This is a genomic window from Telluria sp. ZT3P26, assembly GCF_059686035.1.
Genome location: NZ_JCASII010000002.1, coordinates 399656 through 424033, shown reverse-complemented (window position 1 = coordinate 424033; position 24378 = coordinate 399656). Strand labels below are relative to the sequence as shown.

Sequence of the window (24378 nt, the reverse complement as noted above, 5' to 3'; positions counted from 1 at the left end):
ATGCACAGTGACCTGTCCGTCCTGAACGCCCAAAGGCCGCTGGTCGTGCACCTGGTGTATTCACTGGATGTCGGCGGCCTAGAAACGCTGCTGGTCGACTGCATCAACCGCATGCCGGCCGAAAAATACCGGCATGCGGTGGTCTGCCTGACGCGCTACAGCGCGTTCGCGGACAAGATCACGCAACCGGGCGTCGCGCTGTATGCGCTGAACAAGCCGCCCGGGAACGGGCTACGCGTGCACGCCGATTTCTGGAAGCTGATGCGGCGCCTGCGGCCCACGATCCTGCACACCTACAATCTGTCGGCGATGGAGTACTGCTTCACCGCGGCCGCCGCCGGCGTGCCGGTGCGTATCCATGCCGAGCATGGCCGCGACGCGTCCGATCCGCATGGCCTGAACCCGAAGCACACTTTCCTGCGCCGCCACCTCGCCCCGTTCATCGACCGCTATGTGCCGGTGTCCGACGACCTGCAGCGCTGGTTCAGCGAGGTTGTCCGCATTCCGGCAGCCAAAAACCACCTGATCAAGAACGGCGTCGATACCGACCGCTACGCCCCGCGCGCGCAAGCGCTGACGGCCGCGCCGTGGCGCGCGGACGACATCGTCATCGGGGCGGTGGCGCGGGTGCAGGACGTCAAGAACCACGCCAGCCTGGTGGCGGCGTTTGCGCTGCTGCGCGAGCGCCTGCCGGCCCTGCGCGACCGGCTGCGCCTGTCGATCGTCGGCGACGGCCCGTTGTTCGGCAAGATCCAGGCGCAGGTCGCCGAAGCCGGCCTGCAGGACGTCGTGTGGCTGCCCGGCGCGCGCGCCGACGTGGCCGACCTGCTGCATGGCTTCACCATCTTCGCCCTGCCCTCGCTGGCCGAAGGCACGCCCGTGTCGCTGCTCGAAGCGATGGCGTGCGGCTTGCCGTCGGTGTGCTCGCGCGTGGGCGGCATCCCCGAAGTCGTCGAGGATGACGTGCATGGTATCTTGGTCCCGGTGGAGGTCGAGGCGCTGGCCGACGCGCTCGCGCGCTACGTCCAGGACCCGGCCCTGCGGGCACGCCACGGCGCGGCCGCGCGCGCGCGCATCGAAGACAGGTACAGCATGGCCGCCATGCTCGGCGCGTACACCGCGCTGTACGACGCCCTGTGCGCGCGCAAGGCGCCGGCGCGGCTGCGTCCCATCGTCAACTTTTAACTTCAGCGGAACCAGACAGCATGTGCGGAATAGTCGGCATTTTTGATACCCTCGGCAACCGGGAGATCGACCGCGCGGCGCTGGGCCGCATGAACGAAAGCCAGCACCACCGCGGCCCCGACGAGGGCGAGCTGTATCTGGAACCGAGCATGGGCATGGGCCACCGCCGCCTGTCGGTGATCGACCTGGCCAGTGGCCAGCAGCCGATCGTCAATGCCGAGCGCGACGTGGTGATGGTGTTCAACGGCGAGATCTACAACTACCGCGAGCTGCGCGTCGAACTGGAAGCGCTGGGTTTTGTCTTTCGCACGAAGTCGGATTCGGAATCGCTGCTGCATGCCTACCAGGCCTGGGGTCCGGACTGCGTGCACCGCCTGCGCGGCATGTTCGCGTTCGCGATCTGGGACCGCAAGAAGCAGACGATGTTCCTGGCGCGCGACCATGTCGGCGTCAAGCCGATGTTCTACTCGCTGCTGCCCAATGGCCTGTTCGTGTTCGGCTCCGAGCTGAAATCGATCATGACCCACCCCGAGCTGTCGCGCAAACTCAATCCACGCGCGGTCGAGGATTACTTTGCGTTCGGCTACGTGCCCGAGCCGCACACCATTTTCCATAACGCGTACAAGCTCGCGCCCGGCCACCGCATCGTGATCAAAGCCGGTGCGCGCGAGGTCACGCCCGAGCAGTACTGGGACGTGCCGTTCAAGCGCGCCCCGCAGCGACCGATGCAGGAGATCGAGCAGGAGCTGATCGAGCGCGTGCGCGAGTGCGTGCAGAGCCAGACCGTGGCCGACGTGCCGCTGGGCGCGTTCCTGTCGGGTGGCGTCGATTCGAGCGCGGTCGTGGCGATGATGGCGCAGAATAATCCTGATCCGGTGACCACGCTGTCGATCGGCTTCGACGATCCGGAGTACGACGAATCGAAGTTCGCCAACGAGGTGGCCACGCGCTACGGCACGATCCACCACGCGCAGATCGTCGACAAGGACGACTACGGCCTGATCGACACGCTGGGCCACCTGTACGACGAGCCGTTCGCCGACAGCTCGGCGATCCCGACTTACCGCGTGTGCCAGCTGGCGCGCAAGCACGTGACGGTGTCGCTGTCGGGCGACGGCGGCGACGAAAGCTTCGCCGGCTACCGCCGCTACCGCTATGCGATGGCCGAGCAGCGCGTGCGCGACAAGGTGCCAGCCAGCCTGCGCAAACCGGTGTTCGGCACGCTGGGCAAGCTGTATCCGAAGGCCGACTGGGCGCCGCGCATGTTCCGCGCCAAGACCACGTTCGAGGCGCTGGCGCGCGACACGGTCGAGGGGTACTTCCACGGCGTGTCGATCATGCCTGACCGCGTGCGGGCGCAGTTGTTCTCGGATTCGTTCAAGCGCGAGCTGCAGGGCTACAGCGCGATCGAGGTATTCCTCGGCCACGCCGCCAGGTCGCCAACGGACGATCCGCTGTCGCTGATCCAGTACCTCGACTTCAAGACCTGGCTGCCGGGCGACATCCTCACCAAGGTCGACCGCGCCGCGATGGCGCACTCGCTCGAGGTGCGCGTGCCGCTGCTGGACCATACGTTCGTGGAATGGGCATCAAGCCTGCCGCCGGACATCAAGCTCGGTGGCGGCGAAGGCAAGTACATCTTCAAGAAGGCCCTCGAACCCTACCTGTCGCACGACGTGCTGTACCGCGCCAAGAAGGGCTTTTCGATTCCGCTGGCGGCGTGGCTGCGTGGCCCGCTGCGCGAGAAGCTGCGCGCTGCTGCGCTGTCGCCGCTGCTGCTCGACACCGGCATGTTCAACGAAAAATTCTTGCGCCAGATGGTCGACCAGCATATCGCCGGCAGCAAGGATTACAGCGCACCGCTGTGGTCGGTCCTCATGTTCGAGACCTTCCTGCGGGTGAGCGCCAACCGCCCATAAGTGCAGAGCTCGGCCCTGTCTAACGTGGACTGCACCAAAAAAAAGGCCGGTCTCAACCGGCCTTTTCATTCACGCGCGCGTCGGCGCCCAGTCGCGGTACCAGGTCCAGAAGTTGGCCAGGCCCGTCGCTAGCGGCGTGGTCGGCGCAAAATCGACCCAGGCCTTGAGCTTGGCGATCGACGCATGCGTGGCCGGCACGTCGCCCGGCTGCATCGGCAAAAATTCCTTGCGCGCCTCGACGCCCATTACGGATTCAAGCGTGCGGATGAATTCGAGCACCTGCACCGGATTGTGGTTGCCGATGTTGAACACGGTATGCGGCGCGCTCGTGGCCGTGGCCGGCGTCGGCTTGAACAGCAGGCGCACCACACCTTCGACAATGTCATCGATATAGGTAAAGTCGCGCGTGAGCAGGCCTTCGGCGAACACGGGAATCGTGGCGCCGCGCATCATTTTCTCGGCAAAGCTGAAATACGCCATGTCGGGCCGGCCCCACGGACCGTACACCGTGAAGAAGCGCAGGCCGGTAGCCGGCAACTTGAACAGGTGACTGTACGAGTGCGCCATCAATTCGTTGGACTTCTTGGTGGCAGCGTACAGCGACACCGGCGCATCGACCTGGTCATCTTCGCTGAACGGGACCTTGGCGTTGTTGCCGTACACGCTGCTGCTGCTGGCGTACAACAAGTGCTCGATGGTTCCCTGGCGACAGGCTTCGAGGATATTCCCGAAGCCCACCAGGTTCGACTGGATATACACGGACGGATTGTCGATCGAGTAGCGCACCCCGGCTTGCGCCGCCAGGTGCACCACCAGCTGCGGCCGTTCGCGCTCGAACAGTGCGGCGACCTGCGCTGCATCGCTCAGTTCGACCGTATGGCAGACGACGCCGGCGGGTGCGAGCAGCGCGCGCACCCGGTCATGCTTGAGGCGCGGATCGTAATAATCGTTGAAGTTGTCGCAGCCGACGACCTGATGGCCCATGGCCGCCAGGCGCGCGGCCACGAAGCTGCCGACGAAGCCGGCAGCGCCCGTCACGAGGATCCGCTGGGCTGACATCAGGCGGCCGTCCGGCTGACGCGGCCAATCCCTTCGTAGGCCAGGCCGGCGGCAGCAACGACGGCCGGATCGTAGATGTTACGGCCATCGAAGATCGCCTTGTCACGCAGGATGGTGGCCAGGCCAGCGAAGTCCGGTGCACGGAATTCTTTCCATTCGGTGACCAGTACCAGCGCATCGGCGCCTTCGGTCGCCGCAGCGGCCGAGCTGACGATCGTCAGCATGGACTCGACGCGCGCGGCGCCATGTTCGCGTTCCAGGACGCGCAGCGCTTCGCTGCTGGCGACCGGATCGTAGGCGCGCACGTGGCAGCCGGCGTCGAACAGTTCCTTGAGCAGCACCAGGCTTGGGGCTTCGCGCATGTCATCGGTATTCGGCTTGAACGACAGGCCCCAGACGGCGACCGTCTTGCCCTTGAGGCCTTCGACGCCGCCGTAGAAGCGCGTGAGCTTCTTGAACAGCACGTTTTTCTGGTTGTCGTTGACCAGCTCGGTCGCTTCCAGGATATGCAGCACCTGGCCATGATCGCCACCGGTCTTGACCAGTGCCTTGACGTCTTTCGGGAAGCACGAACCGCCGTAGCCCATGCCGGCGTACAGGAACTGCGAACCGATGCGCGGGTCGAGTCCCATGCCGTGGCGCACGGCTTCGATGTCGGCGCCCAGCACTTCGGCCAGGTTGGCCAGCTCGTTCATGAAGCTGATGCGGGTGGCCAGCATGGCGTTGGCGGCGTACTTGGTCAGCTCGGCGCTGCGCACGTCCATCTCGACCAGCTTTTCGTGGTTGCGGCTGAATGGCGCGTACAGCTGGCGCATCAGCTTGGTTGCGACGGTGTCGTCGCTGCCGACGACGATGCGGTCAGGCCGCATGAAGTCGTCGATGGCCGCGCCTTCTTTCAGGAATTCGGGATTGCTCACCACCGAGAACGACAGCGTGCTGCCGCGCTTGTCGAGCTCGCCCTGGATGGCGGCGCGCACCTTGTCGGCGGTGCCAACCGGGACGGTGGACTTGTCGACCACGACCACCGGCTTGTCGATGCGCTGACCGATCGAACGGGCGGCGGCCAGAATGTGGGTCAGGTCGGCGCTGCCATCTTCGTCAGGCGGCGTACCCACTGCCAGGAACACGCAATCCGCGTGCGCGACAGCTTCGTCGTAGCTGGTCGAAAACAGCAGGCGACCTGCCTTGGCATTGCGCTCGACCATGTTGTCGAGGCCTGGCTCGTGAATCGGAATGACGCCGTTCTTGAGCATCGCGATTTTTTCTTCGTTGACGTCGAGACACAGTACAGTGTTGCCGACATCGGCGAAGCAAGCGCCTGAAACGAGCCCGACGTAGCCGGTGCCAATGATGGTGATCTTCATGATTTATATCGGGGAACGAGGTAACTGAAAAATAGAACCGCGCAGAGCAGTGCGGCGAACCAGGCTATTTTTCCACAGATTGGAAAATAATTGCCACACGTAACAAATGCGTGCAAAACTTGAATTATAGTATCATGGTTGTCAAAAATTTATGCGTTTGCTCGTCAATTGTGCTGCCCTCAGGCAAAATTTTTCGCATAATCACGACATTGCAGTTCAACACTCCCCACTCCCGGAAGACACCTCCGGCGGTGCACCGATCAGCACCCGGCACGACACGATGAAGTTACTCACCTTTAGCACCCTGTATCCCAATTCACAGCAACCGAACCACGGCATCTTCGTGGAAACCCGATTGCGCTACCTGATTGCCAGCGGGCAGGTCGAGTCACGTGTCGTCGCACCAGTGCCATGGTTTCCCCTAAAGGGGGAGCGCTTTGGCCATTATGGCATCCTGGCCAAAGTACCGCGGCGCGAAACGCGCAACGGCATCGACGTCACGCACCCGCGCTACCTGGTGCTGCCACGGGTGGGCATGAACGTCACGCCCTACACACTGGCGCATGCGGCCAAAAAGGAGATCGGCCGCATCCTCGACAGCGGTTACGACTTCGATGCCATCGACGCGCACTATTTCTATCCGGATGGCGTCGCGGCCGTAATGCTCGGCAAGTACTTCAACAAGCCGGTGGTGATCACGGCGCGCGGTACCGACATCAACCTGATTCCGCAGTTCGCGCGGCCGCGCCAGCTGATCCTGGATGCGGCGCGCGACGCCGACGGCATCATCACCGTGTGCAAGGCGCTCAAGGACGAGATGGTCGGCCTGGGCGTGGCGCCCGACAACATCACCCCGCTGCGCAACGGCGTCGATCTGGAGCGCTTTGCGCCCATCGACCGCGCCGCCGCGCGCGCTGCCGTCGGGCTGGTTCCGGGTCGCTTCACGCTGCTGTCGGTGGGCCTGCTCGATCCGCGCAAGGCGCACGACCTGATCATCCGCGCCCTGCCTCAGTTGCCGGACGTCGACCTCCTGATCGCCGGCATCGGCCCGGAAAAAAACAATCTGGAGCGCCTCGCGCGGGAATTGAACGTGCAGGACCGCGTCAAACTGCTGGGCAGCGTGCCGCAGACCGAACTGAAAACGTATTACAACGCCGCCGATACGCTGGTACTGGCGTCGAGCCGCGAAGGCTGGGCCAATGTGCTGCTGGAAAGCATGGCGTGCGGCACCCCGGTGGTGGCCAGCAATGTCTGGGGCACACCGGAAGTCGTGGCGGCGCCGGCCGCCGGCGTCCTGATGCCGCAGCGCACTCCCGAAGGCCTGGTCGCGGCGCTCGGCCAGTTGCGCGCCAACTACCCGGCGCACAGCGCCACCCGCCGCTACGCCGAAGACTTCGGCTGGCAACCGACCACCCAGGGCCAGATCGACCTGTTCAACTCCATCTTGGCGAGAAAAGCCGCGTGAAAATCCTTTATCACCACCGTACCCGTTCGAAGGACGGCCAGTACGTCCACATCGAAGAAATGATCCGCGCGCTGCGCGCCGAAGGCCATGAGGTCGTGATCGTGGCGCCACCGAGCGCCGAAACCGAATCGTTCGGCGCAGATGCTGGCCCGGTCGCCTGGCTCAAGCGCCATCTGCCGAAGACGTTCTACGAATTGATGGAGCTGTCGTATTCGCTGGTCGCCTACCGGCGCCTCGCCAAGGCGGTCAAGCAACACCGCCCGGACGTGCTGTATGAACGCTACAACCTGTTCCTGCCAGCGGGCATCTGGCTGGCGCGCAAGTACAAGCTGCCGATGCTGCTTGAAGTGAACGCCCCGATCCTGGAAGAGCGCACCCGCTACGACGGCCTGGCGCTGACGAAGCTGGGCCGCTGGTCGCAGGCGTATGCCTGGCGCAACGCCGACATGGTGCTGCCGGTCACGCACGTGCTGGGCGAGATCGTGCAAGCCTACGGCGTGCCCCCAGAGCGCATCGACGTGATCCCGAACGGCATCGACCCCGAACGCTTCGCTGGCGCGCCGGACGTGGAACAGGCCAAGCGCGCGCTGGGCCTGCAGGATGTGCTGGTGCTGGGCTTTACGGGCTTCGTGCGCGACTGGCATGGCCTGGACAAGGTGATCGACCTGATCGCGCAAGACCCGCCGGAAGCGCGCCGCCACCTCTTGATCGTGGGCGACGGCCCCGTGCGCGCCACGCTCGAGCAGCAGGCGCGTGACCTGGGCATCGAACACCGCGTGCAGTTCACCGGCATCATCGGGCGCGACGATGTGGCGCGTTACGTGGCCGCCTTCGACATTGCCCTGCAACCGGCCGTGGTGAAGTATGCTTCACCATTGAAGCTGTTCGAATACCTGGCACTGGGCAAGGCGATTGTCGGTCCGGACCAGCCGAATATCCGCGAGATCCTGCGCGCCGACCACAACGCCGTGCTGTTCGACCCGGATACCCCGGGTGGCCTGGCTGGCGCCGTCAAGCGCCTGTGCGACGACCCGCTGCTGCGTGCCCGCGTGGCGCAAGGTGCGCGCGACGCCATCGACGAGCAGCAACTGACGTGGCGCGCCAATGCGCGCCGCGTCGTCGCCCTGTTCGAAAGGTTGCAGAAGCGTGCGTGACATCCTGGTGTTCCTCGCCTTCGTGGCGATCATCCCGTTCATCTTCAAGCGACCTGTGGTTGGCGCCATTGCGTACGCCATGGTCAGCCTGATGAACCCGCACCGGCTGACGTACGGCTTCGCCCAGAATTTTCCGTTTGCGCTGTACCTGGGCATGGCGACGTTGCTGGCGATCCTGATCTCGCGCGAGCAGAAAAAGATCCCCATGTCGCCCCCGGTGCTGATGATGGTGCTGTTTTTCACGTGGTACACCATCGCCTCGGTCTTTGCGCAGGTTCCGTCCGAAGCGTGGAGTGACTGGGACCGGTACGCCAAGACCATGCTGATGGTGTTCGTTGCCATCATGACCGTACGCACTGCCAAGGACGTCAAGGTGCTGGCGCTTGTGGTGGCGCTGTCACTCGGTTTCTGGGGCATCAAGAGCGGTGTGTTCGTGATCCACAGTGGGGGCGGCGAAGGCTTGCGCGGCCCGATGAACAGCTTCATCAGTGACAACAACACGCTGGCGCTGGCCATGGTGACCATCACGCCGCTGCTGTTCTATGTTTCGACCCGCGCCAGGTCGAAGTGGGTCAAACGCGCCGCCCTGGGCATGGCGGGGCTGACCATGCTGGCCGCGATCGGCTCGTACTCGCGCGGTGCGCTGCTCGGCACCTTCGCCATGGGCTTCTTCCTGTGGCTCAAGTCAACGAGCAAGGTCAAGACGGGCCTGGCCTTCGCGCTGGTCGTGCCGATTGTCCTGACCCTGATGCCGCCAGAATGGACCGGCCGCATGCACACCATCCAGACCTATGACGAAGATGCGTCGGCGACCGGCCGCATCAATTCCTGGCATTTCGCGGCCAACATCGCCAACGAGTTCGTCATGGGCGGCGGCCCGGGCGTCTTCACGCCGCACATGTTCATGCTGTACGCACCGAATCCGGAGCGCTATTACGATGCCCACAGCATTTATTTCCAGGTGCTGGGCGAACAGGGATATGTCGGACTGGCGATTTTTGTGCTGATGTTCGTGGTGGCCTGGCGCACCGGCGGACGCTTGATCCGCCATTGCCGCGACAAGGAAGAACTCGTCTGGGCGCTGATGCTGGCCCGGATGTGCCAGGTCAGCATGATCGGCTACCTTGCCGCCGGTGCTTTCCTGACGCTGGCCTATTACGATCTGATTTATTACGTGATTGCGATCCTGGTCTGCCTCGACAAGGTCCTGATCAGGGCACCGCAGAAAGACGACACGCCACCAATGCAGCTGCCATTCCTCGAACGCTACCTGGCGCGCCGGAATGCGAAAAAAGCTGCCCGGGCGCAGCTGGCGCTCTCCCGCCGCCGCACCTGACGGCGGCAAGCGTCTAGTCTGGCACGGTCACACCAGCACTTCCAGCGCCGCCGGATGGCCGAGAAAACCGGCCGGGCTGGCGCTGGCGCCGTACGCACCCGACTGGAACACCACCACCAGATCGCCGACGCGGGCGTGGGCCAGTTCCATGCGCTCGGCCAGGATGTCGAGTGGTGTGCACAGCGGGCCGGTGGCCGATGCCGGACCGCTGTCCGGCGCATCGTTCTGCGCATTCATGCGGTTGCCGATCGCGACCGGATAATTCTTGCGGATCACCTGGCCCAGGTTGCCTGATGCCGCCAGGTGATGGTGCATGCCGCCGTCCAGCACCAGGAACACCTGCCCGCGCGAGACCTTGCGGTCGATCACGCGCGCCACGTACACGCCCGCTTCGCCGACCAGATAGCGGCCCATCTCCAGCGCCAGGCGCGCCTGCGGCAACGCCTCGGCCAGGCGCGGCAACCAGGCTGCCAGGTGCGCGCCCATCGGCGCCGGATCGAGACGCTGTTCGCCCGGGAAGTACGGAATGCCCAAACCGCCGCCGATATTCAGCTGGCGCACCGCCAGCGGGCTCTCGCCGGCCAGCTGGATGGCCAGTTCGATACTGCGCGACTGGGCTTCGATGATGGCGTCCAGGCGCAGGCTTTGCGAACCGCAGTAGATGTGGAAACCTTCAAAATCGACCCCCAGCGCCGCGGCCTGGCGCAATACGTCGGGCGCCTGCTCGGCGTCGATGCCGAACGGCTTGGCACCCCCGCCCATGCGCATGCCGGACGACTTGAGTTCGAATTCCGGATTGATGCGCAGCGCCACGCGCGGCGCGATGCCCAGCAGATCGCCGATGCGCGCTGCGTTGTCGAGCTCATGCTGCGACTCGATGTTCAGGCAGGCGCCGGCGGCAATCGCCTGCGTCAGCTCGCCCTCGAGCTTGGCCGGGCCGGCAAAGCTGATGCGGGCCGGATCGATCCCGGTGTCGAGCGCAATGGCCAGTTCGCTGCCCGAGGCCACATCCAGCCCGTCGACCAGGCCCGCCATATGCTGCACCAGCGCCGGCATCGGATTGGCCTTGATCGAATAATGCAGCGCGACCTGCGGCGGCAGGATCGCGCGCAGGCTGGCCACGCGCGCGCTGCACAGGGCGCGGTCGATCGCATAGAACGGCGTGCGGCCGACGCGCTGCGCCAGGCGCGGCAGCGGAATGCCGCCGACGTGCAGGACATCGTCGACGACCGGAAAATAGATCTGGGGAGCGTGCTGGGGCTTGGTGCCGGTCATGGGCTTGCGGTCAATACAAATGGATTGGCGCCGGCGCTAGCCGGCCTGGAGGGTATGGCGGAGCAGGTTGCGGTCGATCTTGCCGTTCGGGTTGCGCGGCAGTGCCTCGGTGCGCAGCACGATCTGCGCCGGCACCATGTACGCCGGCAGCCGGCGCTTGCATTCTGCCAGCAAGGCGGCGCGGTCGACCAGGCCGGGATCGGCCACGGCCACCGCCACGATGGCCTGGCCCAGCGTGGCGTCGTCGACGCCGAACACGGCGACTTCGCTGACCAGGCCACTGGCGTGCAGCACGCTCTCGACCTCGGTCGGACTGATACGGTAACCGGACACCTTGATCATCTCGTCGCTGCGGCCGACGAAGTACAAAAAGCCGTCGGCGTCGCGGCGCACGGTGTCGCCCGACCAGACCGCCATTTCGGGCAGCGGCAATGCGGGATCCTGGCCGGGCGCCGGGCGAAAGCGCAGCGCCGTGCGCGCCGCATCGTTCCAGTAACCGAGCGCCACCAGCGCGCCACGGTGCACCAGCTCGCCCGGTTCATCGGCGTCGCACAGCGTGCCGTCGGGCCGCACGACGAGCACCTCGGCATTCGGGATCGCGCGCCCGATCGAGCCGGGCCGGCGCGCCACTTCGGCCGGTGGCAGATAGGTCGAGCGAAACGCCTCGGTCAGGCCGTACATCAGGAAGATCGCGGTGTGCGGCAGCGCCTGCTGCAGGGCCTCGACCGTCACGACCGGCATCGCGCCGCCCGAATTGGTGATGAAGCGCAGCGAGGTGTCGGCCGGCCAGGCCAGGCGCGCCAAAGCGATCCACAGCGGCGGCACGGCGGCCAGGCCGGTGATGCGGTGCTCGCGCACGGCAGCGACGATATCCTTGGGGAACAGGTAGTTCATGAGCACCACCGACGCGCCGCGCAGGAAGGCGGTGGTGAGCTGACTCAGGCCATAGTCGAAACTGAGCGGCAGCACCGCCAGCAGGCGGTCCGACGCCGTCATGCCAAGGTAGTCGGCAACACTGGCGGCGCCGGCAACCATGTTCCGGTGCGACAGCACCACGCCCTTGGGCGCGCCGGTGCTGCCCGAGGTGTACAGGATCGCGGCCATGTCGGTGTCGATGCGGCGATGCGGCAGATGCCCGGCTGACGGCGCCTGCAAGGCAGCCCAATCCAGGACCGGCAAGTCCGGTGTGCTGGTCAAAGCGCCTTCGGTGACCAGCACCGTCTGCAAGGCGGGGCATGCCGCCAGCACCGGCGCCAGCTGCGCCAAGCGCTCGGGTGTCGTCACCAGCAGGCGCACGCTGCAATCGGCCAGGATGTACGCCACCTGGTCGGGCTTGAGCAGTGGATTGACCGGCACGAACACGCAGCCGGCAGCGGACGCGCCGAACATCGCGGCCACGTTCTCGATGCGTTTTTCCATGTACACCGCAACCCGCTCACCTGGTCGCAGCCCCTGCACCAGCAACAAGTCGGCCACGGCCGTAACCGCGCTGGCCAGCTCGCGATAGGTGCAACACGCCGTGCCATACACCAAGGCCTCGGCGTCGGGCGTGCGTAGTGCGCTGTCGAAGATGCTGCCGTGGATGAGGTGATTCATCGCGAATCGGGCTACGAACCCGGAGGAATTAAAAGAAGTGCGACACGAGCGACGCATCCGCCATCTTACCAGTTCGGCACGGGTTGCAATGGGCTGCGTGCTATATTCCCGGCATGCCGGATACCCAATACAGTCGCACTGTTCCCCGCACCATACCTTCCGTTCCGGTGCTGGCGCTGGCCGATTTCGGACAGCACAACGGACAGGCCCTGCCGGCCCTGGACGCGGCGCCGGCCGTGCAACTGGTCTCGAGCGGACGCATAGCGATCGGCATGGCGCTGCGCGCGCTCGACATCGCACCTGGCGATACCGTGCTGGTGCCGGCCTACCACAGCCCGTCGATGATCCCGCCAGTGCACTGGCGCGGCGCAAACGTCGTGTTCTATCGCATCCACCCAGATACCACCGCCGACCTGGACGACATCGCACGCAAGCTCGGCCCGGACGTCAAGGCCATCATGGTCACCCACTTCTTCGGCTTTCCCCAACCCCTGTCTGCCTTGCGCAGCCTGTGCGACACCCACGGAATCGGTCTGATCGAGGATTGCGCGCACTGCTTCTTCGGCAGCAGCAAAGGCGTGGCGGTCGGCAGCAGCGGCGACTATGCGATCGGCAGCAGCATGAAGTTCTTCCCGATCTTCGAAGGCGGCTGCCTGATCTCGCACCGGCATGCCCTGACCAACCGGCTCACGGGCGCGGGGGCTGGCTTTGAAGCCAAGGCGGCGCTGGCCGCACTCGAGGCCAGCTTTTCCAGTGGCCGCCTGCCTGCTCTGCGCGTCGCGCTGGCTCTGCCCCTGCGGCTCAAAACGGCGCTTTGGAACCGGGTCAAGGCGCGCGCGCTGCGCGGTCAAGCCGGCGCCGTGGCGGTGGCTGCGCCGGCACTGGCGCCGACGTCGTCCGAGAGCAGCTATGCGTTCGATCCCAACTGGCTCGACAAGCGCTCGTCATGGTTCTCGCGCACCGTCCTGCACCTGGTTTCGCGGCGGCGCATCGTGCAGCAGCGGCGTCGCAATTATCTGGCGCTGGCGAGCGCCCTGGCCGGCGCACCCGGCTGGCAGCCCCTGTTCGCTGCGCTGCCAGCGGGCGCCTGTCCCTGGGTTTTCCCGCTCCTGGCCGATCAGCCCGATGCGTTGTTCGCGCGTCTGGACGCGGCCGGCGTGCCGATGGTGCGCTTCGGCGCTACCCTGTGGCCGGGCGTCGACGACACTGTGTGCGCCAACAGCGTGGCACTGGGCCGGCGCCTGTTTGGCCTGCCGTGCCATCAGAGCTTGACCGATGCCGAATGCCAGCAACTCGCGGCCACCGTGCGTCGTGCGCTGGAACAGGGAGCGGCTGCATGAGCTGGAACGTGCTCCCGGCGCGCGCGCTCGCCGACCCCGCGCATGCAGCCCGCTGGCGCAGCCTGCACCGCGACAGCGGCGGCTCCCCATTGCTGGCGCCGCAATTCGTGGACGCTGCACTGGCCGTGTTCGGCACCGGCAGGGAGTACCTGGCCTGGCACGAACAGAATGGGCAGGTCGACATCATGACCATCGTGACGCCCGCGCGCAACGGCATCTGGCACACCTTCCAGCCCGCGCAGGCTCCAGTCGGACTGTGGCTGCAGCGCGATGCGGGAGCCCGCAGCGCCGAACTGCCCGGCCTGCTACGCCGCCTCCCCGGCCTTGCCCTGATGTTGGGCGTCACGCAGTGCGATCCGTACCTGATGGCGCGGCCGCCGGGGGAGACTGCCCTGCGCGTTCTTGACTACATCGACACCGCCCGCATCACGCTGGCAGGGAGCTTTGACATGTATTGGCAGATGCGCGGCAAGAACCTGCGCACCAATTTGCGCAAGCAGCGCAAGCGCCTGCTGGACGAGGGCGTGCCGACCCGCCTGCAGGTCAGCCGGGCGGCGCACGAGATGGCCGCTGCGGTCGACGATTATGGGCGCCTGGAAAGCGCTGGCTGGAAGGCCGGAGATGGCACTGCGGTGGCGGGCACCAATGATCAGGGGCGGTTCTACCGCGCGCTGCTCCAGGGCTTCGCCGACGCCGGCATGGCCTGCGTCTACCGCTACTGGATCGGCGAACGGCTGGCGGCCATGGACCTGTGCATCGAAGGTAATGGCTGCGTGGTGGTACTCAAGACGGCCTACGATGAAACGATCGGCAATGGCCTGTCACCCGCCCTGCTGATGCGCGAAGAAGCCACGCGCGACATCTTCGACAGCGGACGCTTCGAGCGCATCGAATTCTACGGCCGGGTGATGGAATGGCACCTGCGCTGGACCGATGAAGTGCGCGGCATGTACCACATGAATGCGTACCGCTGGCCTCTGCTGGCCCGGCTGCACGGGGCCAGGCAGGCCGGCGGCTGATCAGAACCCGCGCGCCACCGACAGGATGTCGCGCACGGTGCGCAGGCGCGGGTATTCAAACAGCGAACCGAAGACGGCGCGCACCGCGTCGATCCGGCGGCCAGCGCGCAGATAGGTGTAGGCAACCTGCATGCGCACCGCATGGCGCTTGGCGCGGTAACCGGCGCGCACGGGTTCAGACGCACTGCGCAGAAGCGGTTCGAGCGACTCGATCGAAGCGATGAAGCTCTCGGCCGCGCCAACCGGGTCCTTGCGCAGGGCGCTGGTCGGATAGATGTGGTAGGTCGCGACGATGCGTGGCACCACGCCGGCCTTCTTGCTGTCGGCGACCAGACGGATGAACAGGTGCAGGTCTTCGCCTACCTTGTGGCCGAGCGGGAAGCCACCAAGGCGGACGAATTTCTCTCTCGGGAAGCTGATGGTTCGAATCTCCATGAAACCATCGCCGATCAGGTCTTCGAAATCGGCTTCCTGCAAGGGTATGCGCGCGGCCTGCGGATGACGGGCCAGCAAGCGCTTGCCGGCGCCGCTGGCGGCAACGAACGTGCCCAGCCGTTTGCCCTGCGGATCGCGCATCTCCTGATCGGCCAGCAGGAAGTCGAGGTCGGGCTCATCGCGGATCCAGTCGGCGTGCAGCGCCAGTCGATCGGGCGCGAATTCATCATCGGCGTCGACAAACGCCAGCCAGTCGCCGGTGGCCAGTTCCATGCCCCGGTTGCGCGCCGCCGACACGCCGGCGTTGGCCTGGTACACATACACGATCCGGCCTTCGTAGCGGCCCGCCACATCGGCCGTATCGTCGGTGGAACCATCGTCGATGACGATGATCTCGTGCGCCGCATGGGTCTGAGCCAGGACCGACTCAATGGCACGCCCCAGGGTGGCACCATTGTTGTAGTTCGGGATGATGACCGAAAATGTGGGCAGATTCGCCGGCAGGTGCGTGGAGAGCGTCATGGCGATGTCGCGGTTGCGGTCCGGTTGCGGGCGCCAGCCAGTGCACCGGACAATTGAGTCATGCTCATGAACTGCCCCCCGAGCGTGTCGCGGAACCACGCACAGTAGTCGTGCACGGTGGTGATAAAGCGTTCCAGTTCGGCTGCGTCGCGTACGTAGGGCGTGTGCCCAGGCACCATCGACGGGCTGTGATACGTCAGCGAAAACACCTGGCAGCCATCCTGGTGCAGGCTGGTACTCAGGCGCCGCATTTCGTCGCCGCTGGCAACTTCAGGGCTGAGGCGAATGCGCTCGAGCGCGCCGCTGCGCGCGAGCACGCCCCCGAGGCGCGCACGACGCGCCCAAGGCTGTTGGGCCAGCTCGTACAGCGCCGTGCCCTGCCCGCGCAGCCAGCCGGCATAGCCGGTGGTCACAGGTAGTTCGAGCAGGGTGCCGGCATCCGTGTCGAACCAGTAAGGATTTTCATCGAAGGCGCGAAAATCCGGGCCGCCATCGTCAAGGAAGGCGCTGTACGGCACCACGCTGGCATCAATCCGGTAGCCCAGCGCTGCGATCGAGTCGGCAGTGTGCGGCCCCAGGCCATAGCGGCCGGCTTTGAACGCCGTCGGCGCGCGCCCGAACGACGCAGTAATCGCCTCAGTGAGCATGCGCAGCTTGTCATACTCGAGCTGGCGCGGCAGGTTGCCTGCATACGAATGAAAGCGCGACACCTCCTCGTCATGCGGCGGCGATACCCATGGATGCAGGTGAGTACCGATCTCGCAGCGTCCCGCCTCCATCAGGCTGCGCAGGACCGAGACCGATGCCGGCGTGGTTGCCACTGGGTAGTCGATAACATAAGTCGGGACGATTCCCATGCGATCGAACACGCGCTCGTGCATCAGCGGCTGGCCGGCGATCGAACCGGTCCCGACACTGGCGCGGTTGAACGGCTGGTCCCAGGCGAATTCTTCTTCGGTGTCGATGATGACCAGCAGTACCGGCCGCTCCCCGGTGCCCAGGCGGGCCGGGAGATGGTTGCTTGTGCCTAGCATTGGGTGGATTTTTGCAGAAGTTCGTGGTCCGGCGGCGCGTGGCGCGCCAGCGCAGCAAGGCAGGCATCGATGCGCCGGTAAGTGGATAGGAAGGTGGTATCGTCCTTGCCCTCGGGATCAAGGATCTGTTGCGCGCCTGCATCGCCGGCACCGGTATCGGCTTCGCCCAGCAGATGGATGCGGTCCTTCAGGTGAGGGTAACGCGCTGCGATGCTGTCCAGATTGATGCGGTCAAATGCGATCACCAGGTCAGCTGCTTCCAGCATGGCCGCACTGGCGTGGCGCGAGCGATGTGCCTGCATGGTCACGCCGTGGCTGGCCGCTGCGGCGATCGCCACGGCCGGTGACGGGCGCTGGTTACGCGGCAGCATGCCGGCCGACGCAAAGTGCAGTCGGTCGGCGCTGAACAGCTGGCGCGCTTTGAGTTCGGCATAACTGCTGCGGTTGATATTGCCCTGGCAAACGAACAGGACCTCCAGCGGACGGGTGCCCGCCGTGGCCAGCAGCCTGGCCAAGTGTGGGCCAAGCAGGTCAGCGGCGGGGCGCGCCGGGCGTGGTGCCAGGCGGCCGGCAATGAGGTCGCGCAGCTCGCGCAGACCCGGTTTCGGATCGTCCAGCACCAGTGTGTCCTGGTGTTCCCGCCCGATCAAAAGGCGGTGAAAGCCCCAGGCCCAGCTCGCGCAATGCGCTGCAAGCTTGCGCGGCTGGCGCTTCAATTCGACGGCGGCCATTCTGGCCTGCCACATGTCGAGCACCAGGTTGCGACAATACCGGCCTGCCGGGTAGTCGACCGGCGCAGTGCGTTCGCCACGGGCCAGCAGGCGATACAGGCGATATGGGAAATCCACCCCGATCGACACCGGCAAGGGTAGCGAGCCCCAGGGACGGGCATTCACTTCAATGAGGATCCAGTTGCCGCTGTCACCGTCGATCTTGAACTCGAACATGGCCAGGCCGGTGTAATGGCTGGCACGGACCATGCGCTCAACCGCCGCAAGGCGGCCCGGATCGAGCGGTGCGCTCTTGCGATAATAGCCACTCCCGTTGAGCTCGTGGGCGCGGTAGTGTTCGAATGCCTGCAATACCTCACCCTCGTGGCACAGCACCGAGACGCCGGCACCAAAGCCGGGGAACATCTGTTCAAGCAAGATCGGGCCTGCGTGATCATGTCGGGCCAGCCAGGCCGCCAGCGCCTCGCGTCCATCGACTATGCGCGTGCTGGTGCGCACGTACAGCTCAGGCAAGGCATACGACATCGGCTCCTTCAGTACCACCGGAAGGCCAATGTCTGCCACGATCTGCTCAACCGTGTCGTCCGGTGCCAGCATTCGCCCATGCGCCACCGGCACATTGCAGGCCTGCGCCAGCGCGCGCGTTTTCACCTTGTCGAAGAACGTGTCAAGTGCGTCCGCGGAGGGTATCGCCAGCGCGCATTGCGCCGATAGCACATCGCTGTGCAGGCACAGCGGCAGCAGGCCGCGCTCATCACACGGGATCACCAGAGTGAAACGGTGCTCGCGCATCAGCGCGCCGATTGCGGCAAGCCATTCGGCACCACCGTCGAGATAATAGGGCAGGAAATGGACGGCTTTGATATAGCGCGATGCCAGTGCAGGCGAGCGAAAATCGAACGGCGCCACGTGCACGTCAAGCCCTTGGCGCCCAAGTGATCGCACCGTAGCCAGGAAACTGCGGGTGTCATCACCAATGACAAGTACTTTCTCCCGCATATTCATGCACGGCTCCGTAACAATTGGCGCGTGGCAAGTGCCATCGTGTACATGGCCCATTTGAACGACACCCGCGCCGCCAGCGCACGGCGCGCGTACTGCACCCCCAGCGCGTGTCGGCCTTCATTGGACCAGTGACGCGACAGGCGGCGCAGGATATCGCCTTCGTACTCATGGCACAGGGTACGGACGGCGTCGTGTCGCACTGTCATTGCAATATGTTGCGACACCAGGGCGGATAGCAGCCAACGCTCGGGCTGTGAAAAACTGCGCGACAAGTTGTTTTGCCGAAGCGGGTCGGGCACATTGTGTTGCGCGATGACGTCCGGGTTGAAAAACACGGCGCGCGCCGCATCGGCTACGCGCCAGAAGAAATCGCGATCTTCTTCATACGAGGTGCGCGTCCAGAAGCCGCCGATGGCCTCGGCTGTGGTCTTCCTGACCGCGACGGTATTCAGCTGGGCAAAACCACCAGCGCGCACCAGTTCGTCCAGCGCAACCCGATGACCGCGGGCATGATCACGAGCACGAGCACCAACCAGTGCATCCAGGGCAGGCAGCCAGCTTGTGCGCTCGACTTTGCCTGTCGCCGACACGGCAGTCTGATTGGCGATATAAAGGTCGACATCGGGTTGACCGTCGAATACCTCGGCCATGGCGCTCAAGTGGGTGTTGCTGGTCCAGAAATCATCATCATCGCAAAACGTCAATACGGGGCCGACAGCGTTGTCCATGCCCAGATTACGCGTTACCGATGGACCAACGCCCACACCACCGGCAGCGCCCAGCTCGATCAGACGAAAGCGCTCGTCCAGGCCCGCCCAGATCGAGGAATAGGCAGCACGGGTAGTGGCATCCGAGCCGTCATCCACCACAATCACTTCGAAATTAGTAAGTGTCTGACTCTGGATGCTGGCAAGCATGCGCTGCAGCAACCCGTGTCGGTTCCGGGTAGGAACGACAACCGAGATACGGCATATGGACACCGGCGCGCGGCGTGCCATGAGCTCGCTTTCAGAAGAAGGGGCTGTTTCGCGGAATGACAATTTTCTGCCTTCAGTGCATTAAATCGCGGCATGAAAAACCGCTCGAAGAATCTTGCCATGCTAACACATTCGACTCCGCGCACGTGGTCGAACACTGAGGCCGCGCCACGGCCCGACATACGTGTATCACAGGTGCCGGCGGCAACTTTGCCCCACACGACAGGCTACTGACGGATCGGAAAGTGCATTGGCCTGCACCCTGTTGAATATCTGTCGACCCACACCCTCATCTCACGTCGAATAAATACAATCAAATTAATGCTGGTGCAAGATTAACTTTATATATATTGAACAGCACGGCTTTTAACTATCCAGTCACGTCACGCGCGTAGATTACTTAAAAAGAACGCTGATAGAAGAGGACTAGCCCATCAATTGAAGCACGGTCGTAACAGCAAGTATTCGTATGAGAAAGAACTGCTATTTCTCCTCATCAAGACGACAACTCCCTTAAAAGAACGTCTATGCCAGCCAAATAAATTATAAATATCTAAACAGGTGTGGCGATATTTTTAATTAAAAAAGAAGCAGGACGATGAATGTTTCACTAAATCAACTAAATGCTTGACATACAAACAGGAAAGCACATCTTCATATGCATTTTCCGTTGTTTTCGTGCGGCAATAAATAGAATTTGGCGATTATCAGACCACAGGGATTATGAACCAGAGTAAAGTTCAGTTCTCAAAAGAAATTCTTTCTTAAACGAACCATTACTTTCTTAATGATCATGAATCCCTCCACCACATTGCACTTCGCTGTAAGCGCCGACGATGTCGATGCGCATCAATCCGCGCGTTCATTCGCGCTTGCTGCAAGCCAGCGTTTCGCTGCTGTCCTGAGTGCGACTCTGCTGGTTGCCTGTGGCGGTGGCGGCGCTGACACAAGCGCAACCAGCGAGAGCCTGTCGCTTGCAAAAACGACTACGGCGTTCAAACCTGCGGTAGCGCCCGTCGCACCGCCAGCCACGTCAGGGGACGCTGCCGTGACGCCGATTCCGGTTAAGATTGGCGCCATGATCACCGACGTCACTATTCAGAATACCGGCGCGGCGCAGGCCGATGTGCCGTTCACGTTCGGCCAGATCGTTGCTCCTGGCCAGATGAGCGTCAAAGAAGGCCTGGTTGCCAAATTGGGTGATGGCACGGTGCTCCGCCTGCAAAGCGATATCAAGGCAACGCATGCCGACGGTTCGGTGCGCCACATGATCGTGTCCGGCGTCCTGCCAGCACTGGCGAGTGGCGCGACGCAAAAGCTGACCCTGGCCAAGTCCAGTGTCTCGGAGCGCAGCACGGAAAGCTTGCAAAGCCTGACCAGCTCTGGCGTGAACGGCAAGGTGACCATCGCCATTGACGGCGACCAGTACACCGCATCGCTGGCCGATGCCTTGGCTGACACGACGCCGGAAACATGGCTATCAGGCCGTGTTGCCAACGAATGGCTGCTCGACGCGCCTTTAAAAAACGCTGCTGGCATTGCCCACCCGCTGCTGACGACCCGTTTCTACGTTCGCTGGTATTCCGGACTCTCGAAGCAGGCCCGGGTTGATGTGGTGGTCGAAAACATCAAGACCTTCACGGCCGGCGCACGCAATCTGACCTATGATGTCAAGATCGACATCGCAGGCCGTCAGGTGTACGCCAAGAATGCACTGACCCATTACCATCACACGCGCTGGCATAAGGCGGCCTGGTGGGACGCATCGCGCGAGCCGGCCACTAATGTCCAGCTCAATACTGCCTACCTGATCGCATCAAAGGCCGTGTCGAACTACGACAGCACCATCGTGCCGGCAGAAAATGCCCTTGCCGACCTTGGCAAGGTGCTTAGCCCGGCGAATACCGGTCCGATGTCGATTGGTCCAGCGTTCCCGTATATGCCGAATACCGGCGGCCGCGGTGACATCGGGCCGCTGCCATCCTGGTCGGTGATGTACCTGCTGTCGATGGACAAGCGCGCCCGCGATGCCATGCTTGCCGCTGCCGATGGCTCGGGCAGCTGGTCGATGCACTACCGTGACGAAAAAACCGGTTACCCGGTGCGTACCGACAATGAAGCAAACAAGCTCATTTCCACCCACGGCAATATGGCCGGCCAGGGCCCGCTGCCGGTGCCACGTTGCGCCAATGCCGACCAAAAGTTGTGCGATACCCCATTTACCGACGATACCGCGCACCAGCCGTCGCTGGCCTACCTGCCTTACCTCGTCACGGGTGACTATTACTACCTTGAAGAGCTGCAATTCTGGGCGGCCTCCAACCCGCTGGGTACGGCGCCGGGCTACCATGGCAACGGGCAGGGTCTGGTGCGCTGGCAGCAGTTGCGTGGCCAGGCATGGTCGTTGCGTACGCTTGGCCACACCGCGTACATCACGCCGGACGGTCACCCGCTCAAAGGCTATTTCAATACCCAGCTCGACACCAATCTGGACTTCTATCACGCAGCCTATGTAGTCGGCAATCCGAACAACTTGGGCGTGTATGACGGCTCCGGCAAGGATGCTTTCTGGGTGGAAAACCCTTCGCCATGGCAGGATGATTTCCTGACCTGGAGCTTCGGCTACCTCTCGGAACTCGGCTATGCCAAGGCAACGCCAATCCTGGCCTGGAAGTCGAAGTTTCCAGTCGGTCGCATGGGCCCCGACTACTGCTGGGCGCAAGCGGCAACGTATGTACTCCAAATGCGCGGCAGCGACGGCAAAATCCTGAACAGCTTCGACGCTCTGTACAAGACGAACTTCAGCGGCATCCTGTACAACGACAACGGTCAACCGTACAACCATCCGCAAGGCGTGCGCTTCATCGACCAGCCATGCGGTAGTCAGGCGCAGGCCGACTACTTCAGCCTGGCGTACGGATTCAAATGGCAACTGGGTCGCATGGCTGGCTACGCCGATTCGGTGATGGGTTATCCGGCAAACATGCAACCAGCGCTGGCGGTCGCCGTCGCATCGGGCATCCCGAACGCGAACCGGGCATGGACCACGTTTGCAGGCCGCTCCGTCAAGCCGGACTATAGCCAGGCGCCGCAGTGGGCGATCGTGCCGCGCTAAACACGCATCCCGAGTCGGCTGGCCGGGGTTCCGCATCACGGGACCACCGGCCAGCCTTATTGGCAGTATCGATGACCGCGGCCATGTCCATGTGCCGGCAGCGCCTTCAAACCATTTTCATAACCTTGTTTCAGTAGAACGAACTTCTGCTCACATTGCACCTTATAATGTCGTGCGTGAAAACAAGTCGCTTCCTGGATGCCGCCCCACAAAGGTGAATTCGCTCCCTGGGCGCGGCATGCAGCGCCCCATAGAGCGGTAAGCCGCCTTGCCAACATGAACATCAATGACATCGTTCATTGACGCCCGGTGGTTTGAGGTCTGTGCCTATCAAAGGCCATTACCGCGCCGCCAACCCACCGTCACTCTGTAGCAGGCTTTATGGCAGATCTGCGTCGCTCGCTGGTCATCAATTTTTTCTCTTCTTCAGGTGCTGCGCTGCTTCAGTTCGTCGTCAGCGTCATGCTGGCTCGAATGCTCAGCCCCAGCGAAATCGGGGTGTTTTCGATGACGGTCGTCTTCGTCAATCTGGCGCACGTGTTTCGTGATTTCGGTGTTTCGACCTACCTGCAACGCGAACCGAATCTGACGCCCGACAAGATTCGCTCGGCCACTGGGGTCGTGTTTTCCACGTCCTGGCTGATCGCCTTCGGCATGTTCCTGTCCAGCGCCTGGATCGGGCGCATGTTCAACGAACCGGAAATCGTGCCTGTCATGCGCGTGCTGGCAATCGGCTTCTTGCTGATCCCCTTCGGTACGGTCACCAATGCCTTGCTCACGCGCGAGTTCGCAGCCGACAAACAGGCGATCGTGACCGCCGTTGGCACGATCAGTTTCTGCATCAGCTGCCTGGTGCTGGCAAAGCTGGGGTTCGGCAGCATGAGCCTGGCCTACGCCAACCTGGTCAATATCATCACCTGCGCCATTGCTTATATCCCGCTGCGGCCCAAAAACACCCCGTGGACGCCCTCTTTTCGCCATTGGCGCGGCGTGGCCCACTTCGGTCTTGGTTCGTTGCTGTCGAGTTCGGCAGTGGCGATCAATAACGCCATTCCCGACATCTTGCTCGGCAAGCTGGGGTCGGCACGCCTCGTCGGCCTGCTCAGCCGTGCCAATTCGACTGTCACGATCTTCACCTATGTAGCCGGATCGACGGTCAGCTACGGTGCGGTGTCCTACCTGGCACAGGCTCACTACAATGGCACGTCCTTGGTGCCGACACTGTCGCGCGCCACGGTTTTACTCACCGGGATCGGATGGCCTGCACTCGCGCTAACCTGCCTGCTGGGCCACGACATCGTGCTTGGACTGTACGGCGCGCAATGGGTGGAATGCGTGCCGGCCATCTTGCCGCTGACCGTTGCGGCGGCGGTGACGATGCTGTTCCACTACATTCCGGCGGCGGTGACCGCGATTGGACGTCCTTACCTGAGCGCGGTACCGGTCCTTGTCACTCTTTTGACCAGGATCGCGTTCGGCGTGGCGCTGTTCGATGGCGGCCTGGTCGGGTTTGCATGGGCATTATGCTGGGCAACGATCGCTTCCGCTCCCGTGATCGCCATGCAGCAGCACCGTTATTTCAACTTCACGATTGTCGCCCTGTTGCGCGCGACGATGCCGAGCATGGTGGTAACGATCGGCACCGGCGCGGCCGGTGTACTGCTGAATTTCCTGATTCCGGACAGCCTGCCTTCGCTGGTGCGCCTGCTCGCGATGCTCCCCGTCCTGGCCCTGGTCTGGTACATGATGCTGCGCGCAACCCGGCATGAACTGCTGGAGGAAGTGCACCGATTGGCCGCCACTGCCAGGCTGCGATTGGGAAGACTGCTACCGAATGTATAATTCCT

The 24378-nt window shown here is 63.6% G+C and carries 17 protein-coding genes; 9 read left to right on the top strand and 8 right to left on the bottom strand.

From position 1 onward, the window contains the following. Both AC56LN_RS09700 and AC56LN_RS09695 read left to right on the top strand, forming a co-directional pair. The gene (locus tag AC56LN_RS09700; protein WP_499571287.1) at window positions 1-1185 is read left to right on the top strand and encodes a TIGR03088 family PEP-CTERM/XrtA system glycosyltransferase; all 1185 of its coding nucleotides are present in this window, start codon (window positions 1-3) and stop codon (window positions 1183-1185) included. Window positions 1186-1205: 20 nt separating this feature from the next. Then, window positions 1206-3104: an XrtA/PEP-CTERM system amidotransferase gene (locus tag AC56LN_RS09695; RefSeq protein ID WP_499571286.1), complete on the top strand. Its 1899-nt coding sequence runs from the start codon at window positions 1206-1208 to the stop codon at window positions 3102-3104. 69 nt (window positions 3105-3173) lie between these two features. Here AC56LN_RS09695 and AC56LN_RS09690 read toward each other — a convergent pair whose 3' ends face one another. Together AC56LN_RS09690 and AC56LN_RS09685 are read right to left on the bottom strand one after the other, a co-directional pair. Further along, entirely contained in the window at window positions 3174-4163 is a 990-nt protein-coding gene (locus AC56LN_RS09690; protein ID WP_499571284.1) for an NAD-dependent epimerase/dehydratase family protein, read from the bottom strand. Then, entirely contained in the window at window positions 4163-5527 is a 1365-nt protein-coding gene (locus AC56LN_RS09685; RefSeq protein WP_258836993.1) for a UDP-glucose dehydrogenase family protein, read from the bottom strand. Before AC56LN_RS09685 ends, AC56LN_RS09690 begins: the two co-directional genes overlap by 1 nt. A 280-nt stretch (window positions 5528-5807) precedes the next feature. Here AC56LN_RS09685 and AC56LN_RS09680 point away from each other — a divergent pair, with 280 nt between their 5' ends. The 3 genes from AC56LN_RS09680 to AC56LN_RS09670 are packed head-to-tail and all read left to right on the top strand — an operon-like array spanning window position 5808 to window position 9482. Next, complete coding sequence (locus AC56LN_RS09680) at window positions 5808-6992, top strand: glycosyltransferase family 4 protein (RefSeq protein WP_499571282.1); 1185 nt, start codon at window positions 5808-5810, stop codon at window positions 6990-6992. Continuing rightward, window positions 6989-8146 carry a glycosyltransferase family 4 protein gene (locus AC56LN_RS09675; protein WP_499571280.1) on the top strand — a complete coding sequence of 386 codons (1158 nt, stop codon included), beginning with the start codon at window positions 6989-6991 and terminating at the stop codon, window positions 8144-8146. Before AC56LN_RS09680 ends, AC56LN_RS09675 begins: the two co-directional genes overlap by 4 nt. After that, window positions 8139-9482: a putative O-glycosylation ligase, exosortase A system-associated gene (locus tag AC56LN_RS09670; RefSeq protein WP_499571278.1), complete on the top strand. Its 1344-nt coding sequence runs from the start codon at window positions 8139-8141 to the stop codon at window positions 9480-9482. The genes AC56LN_RS09675 and AC56LN_RS09670 overlap by 8 nt, the downstream gene beginning before the upstream one ends. Window positions 9483-9509: 27 nt before the next feature. On the opposite strand, the gene AC56LN_RS09665 is transcribed toward AC56LN_RS09670, so the two are convergent. Then, entirely contained in the window at window positions 9510-10757 is a 1248-nt protein-coding gene (locus AC56LN_RS09665) for a pyridoxal-dependent decarboxylase, exosortase A system-associated (protein WP_499571276.1), read from the bottom strand. Between the two features lie 36 nt (window positions 10758-10793). Beyond that, on the bottom strand, window positions 10794-12353 hold the full coding sequence (locus tag AC56LN_RS09660; RefSeq protein WP_499571274.1) for an acyl-CoA ligase (AMP-forming), exosortase A system-associated: 1560 nt from the start codon (window positions 12351-12353) through the stop codon (window positions 10794-10796). 113 nt (window positions 12354-12466) lie between these two features. Here AC56LN_RS09660 and AC56LN_RS09655 point away from each other — a divergent pair, with 113 nt between their 5' ends. Then, a complete protein-coding gene (locus AC56LN_RS09655) occupies window positions 12467-13693 on the top strand; it encodes an aminotransferase class I/II-fold pyridoxal phosphate-dependent enzyme (protein WP_499571272.1) in 1227 nt (408 codons plus the stop codon). Continuing rightward, window positions 13690-14712 carry a GNAT family N-acetyltransferase gene (locus tag AC56LN_RS09650; RefSeq protein WP_499571270.1) on the top strand — a complete coding sequence of 341 codons (1023 nt, stop codon included), beginning with the start codon at window positions 13690-13692 and terminating at the stop codon, window positions 14710-14712. The genes AC56LN_RS09655 and AC56LN_RS09650 overlap by 4 nt, the downstream gene beginning before the upstream one ends. Here the strand turns inward: AC56LN_RS09650 and AC56LN_RS09645 are convergent, their stop codons facing one another. The 4 genes from AC56LN_RS09645 to AC56LN_RS09630 all read right to left on the bottom strand — a co-directional run bounded on the left by AC56LN_RS09645 (window position 14713) and on the right by AC56LN_RS09630 (window position 19437). Then, window positions 14713-15669 (bottom strand): glycosyltransferase, encoded by a 957-nt coding sequence (locus AC56LN_RS09645; protein ID WP_499571268.1) that lies wholly within the window; start codon window positions 15667-15669, stop codon window positions 14713-14715. Next, a complete protein-coding gene (locus tag AC56LN_RS09640) occupies window positions 15666-16703 on the bottom strand; it encodes a polysaccharide deacetylase family protein (protein WP_499571267.1) in 1038 nt (345 codons plus the stop codon). Before AC56LN_RS09640 ends, AC56LN_RS09645 begins: the two co-directional genes overlap by 4 nt. Beyond that, window positions 16697-18343 carry an arsenate reductase/protein-tyrosine-phosphatase family protein gene (locus AC56LN_RS09635; RefSeq protein WP_499571265.1) on the bottom strand — a complete coding sequence of 549 codons (1647 nt, stop codon included), beginning with the start codon at window positions 18341-18343 and terminating at the stop codon, window positions 16697-16699. Before AC56LN_RS09635 ends, AC56LN_RS09640 begins: the two co-directional genes overlap by 7 nt. Before the next feature lie 92 nt (window positions 18344-18435). Next, window positions 18436-19437: a glycosyltransferase family A protein gene (locus AC56LN_RS09630; RefSeq protein WP_499571605.1), complete on the bottom strand. Its 1002-nt coding sequence runs from the start codon at window positions 19435-19437 to the stop codon at window positions 18436-18438. Window positions 19438-20494: 1057 nt separating this feature from the next. Here AC56LN_RS09630 and AC56LN_RS09625 point away from each other — a divergent pair. Further along, window positions 20495-22531: a hypothetical protein gene (locus tag AC56LN_RS09625; protein ID WP_499571264.1), complete on the top strand. Its 2037-nt coding sequence runs from the start codon at window positions 20495-20497 to the stop codon at window positions 22529-22531. A 381-nt stretch (window positions 22532-22912) separates the two neighbouring features. Then, window positions 22913-24373 (top strand): oligosaccharide flippase family protein, encoded by a 1461-nt coding sequence (locus tag AC56LN_RS09620; RefSeq protein WP_499571262.1) that lies wholly within the window; start codon window positions 22913-22915, stop codon window positions 24371-24373. The last annotated feature ends 5 nt before the right edge of the window (window positions 24374-24378 follow it).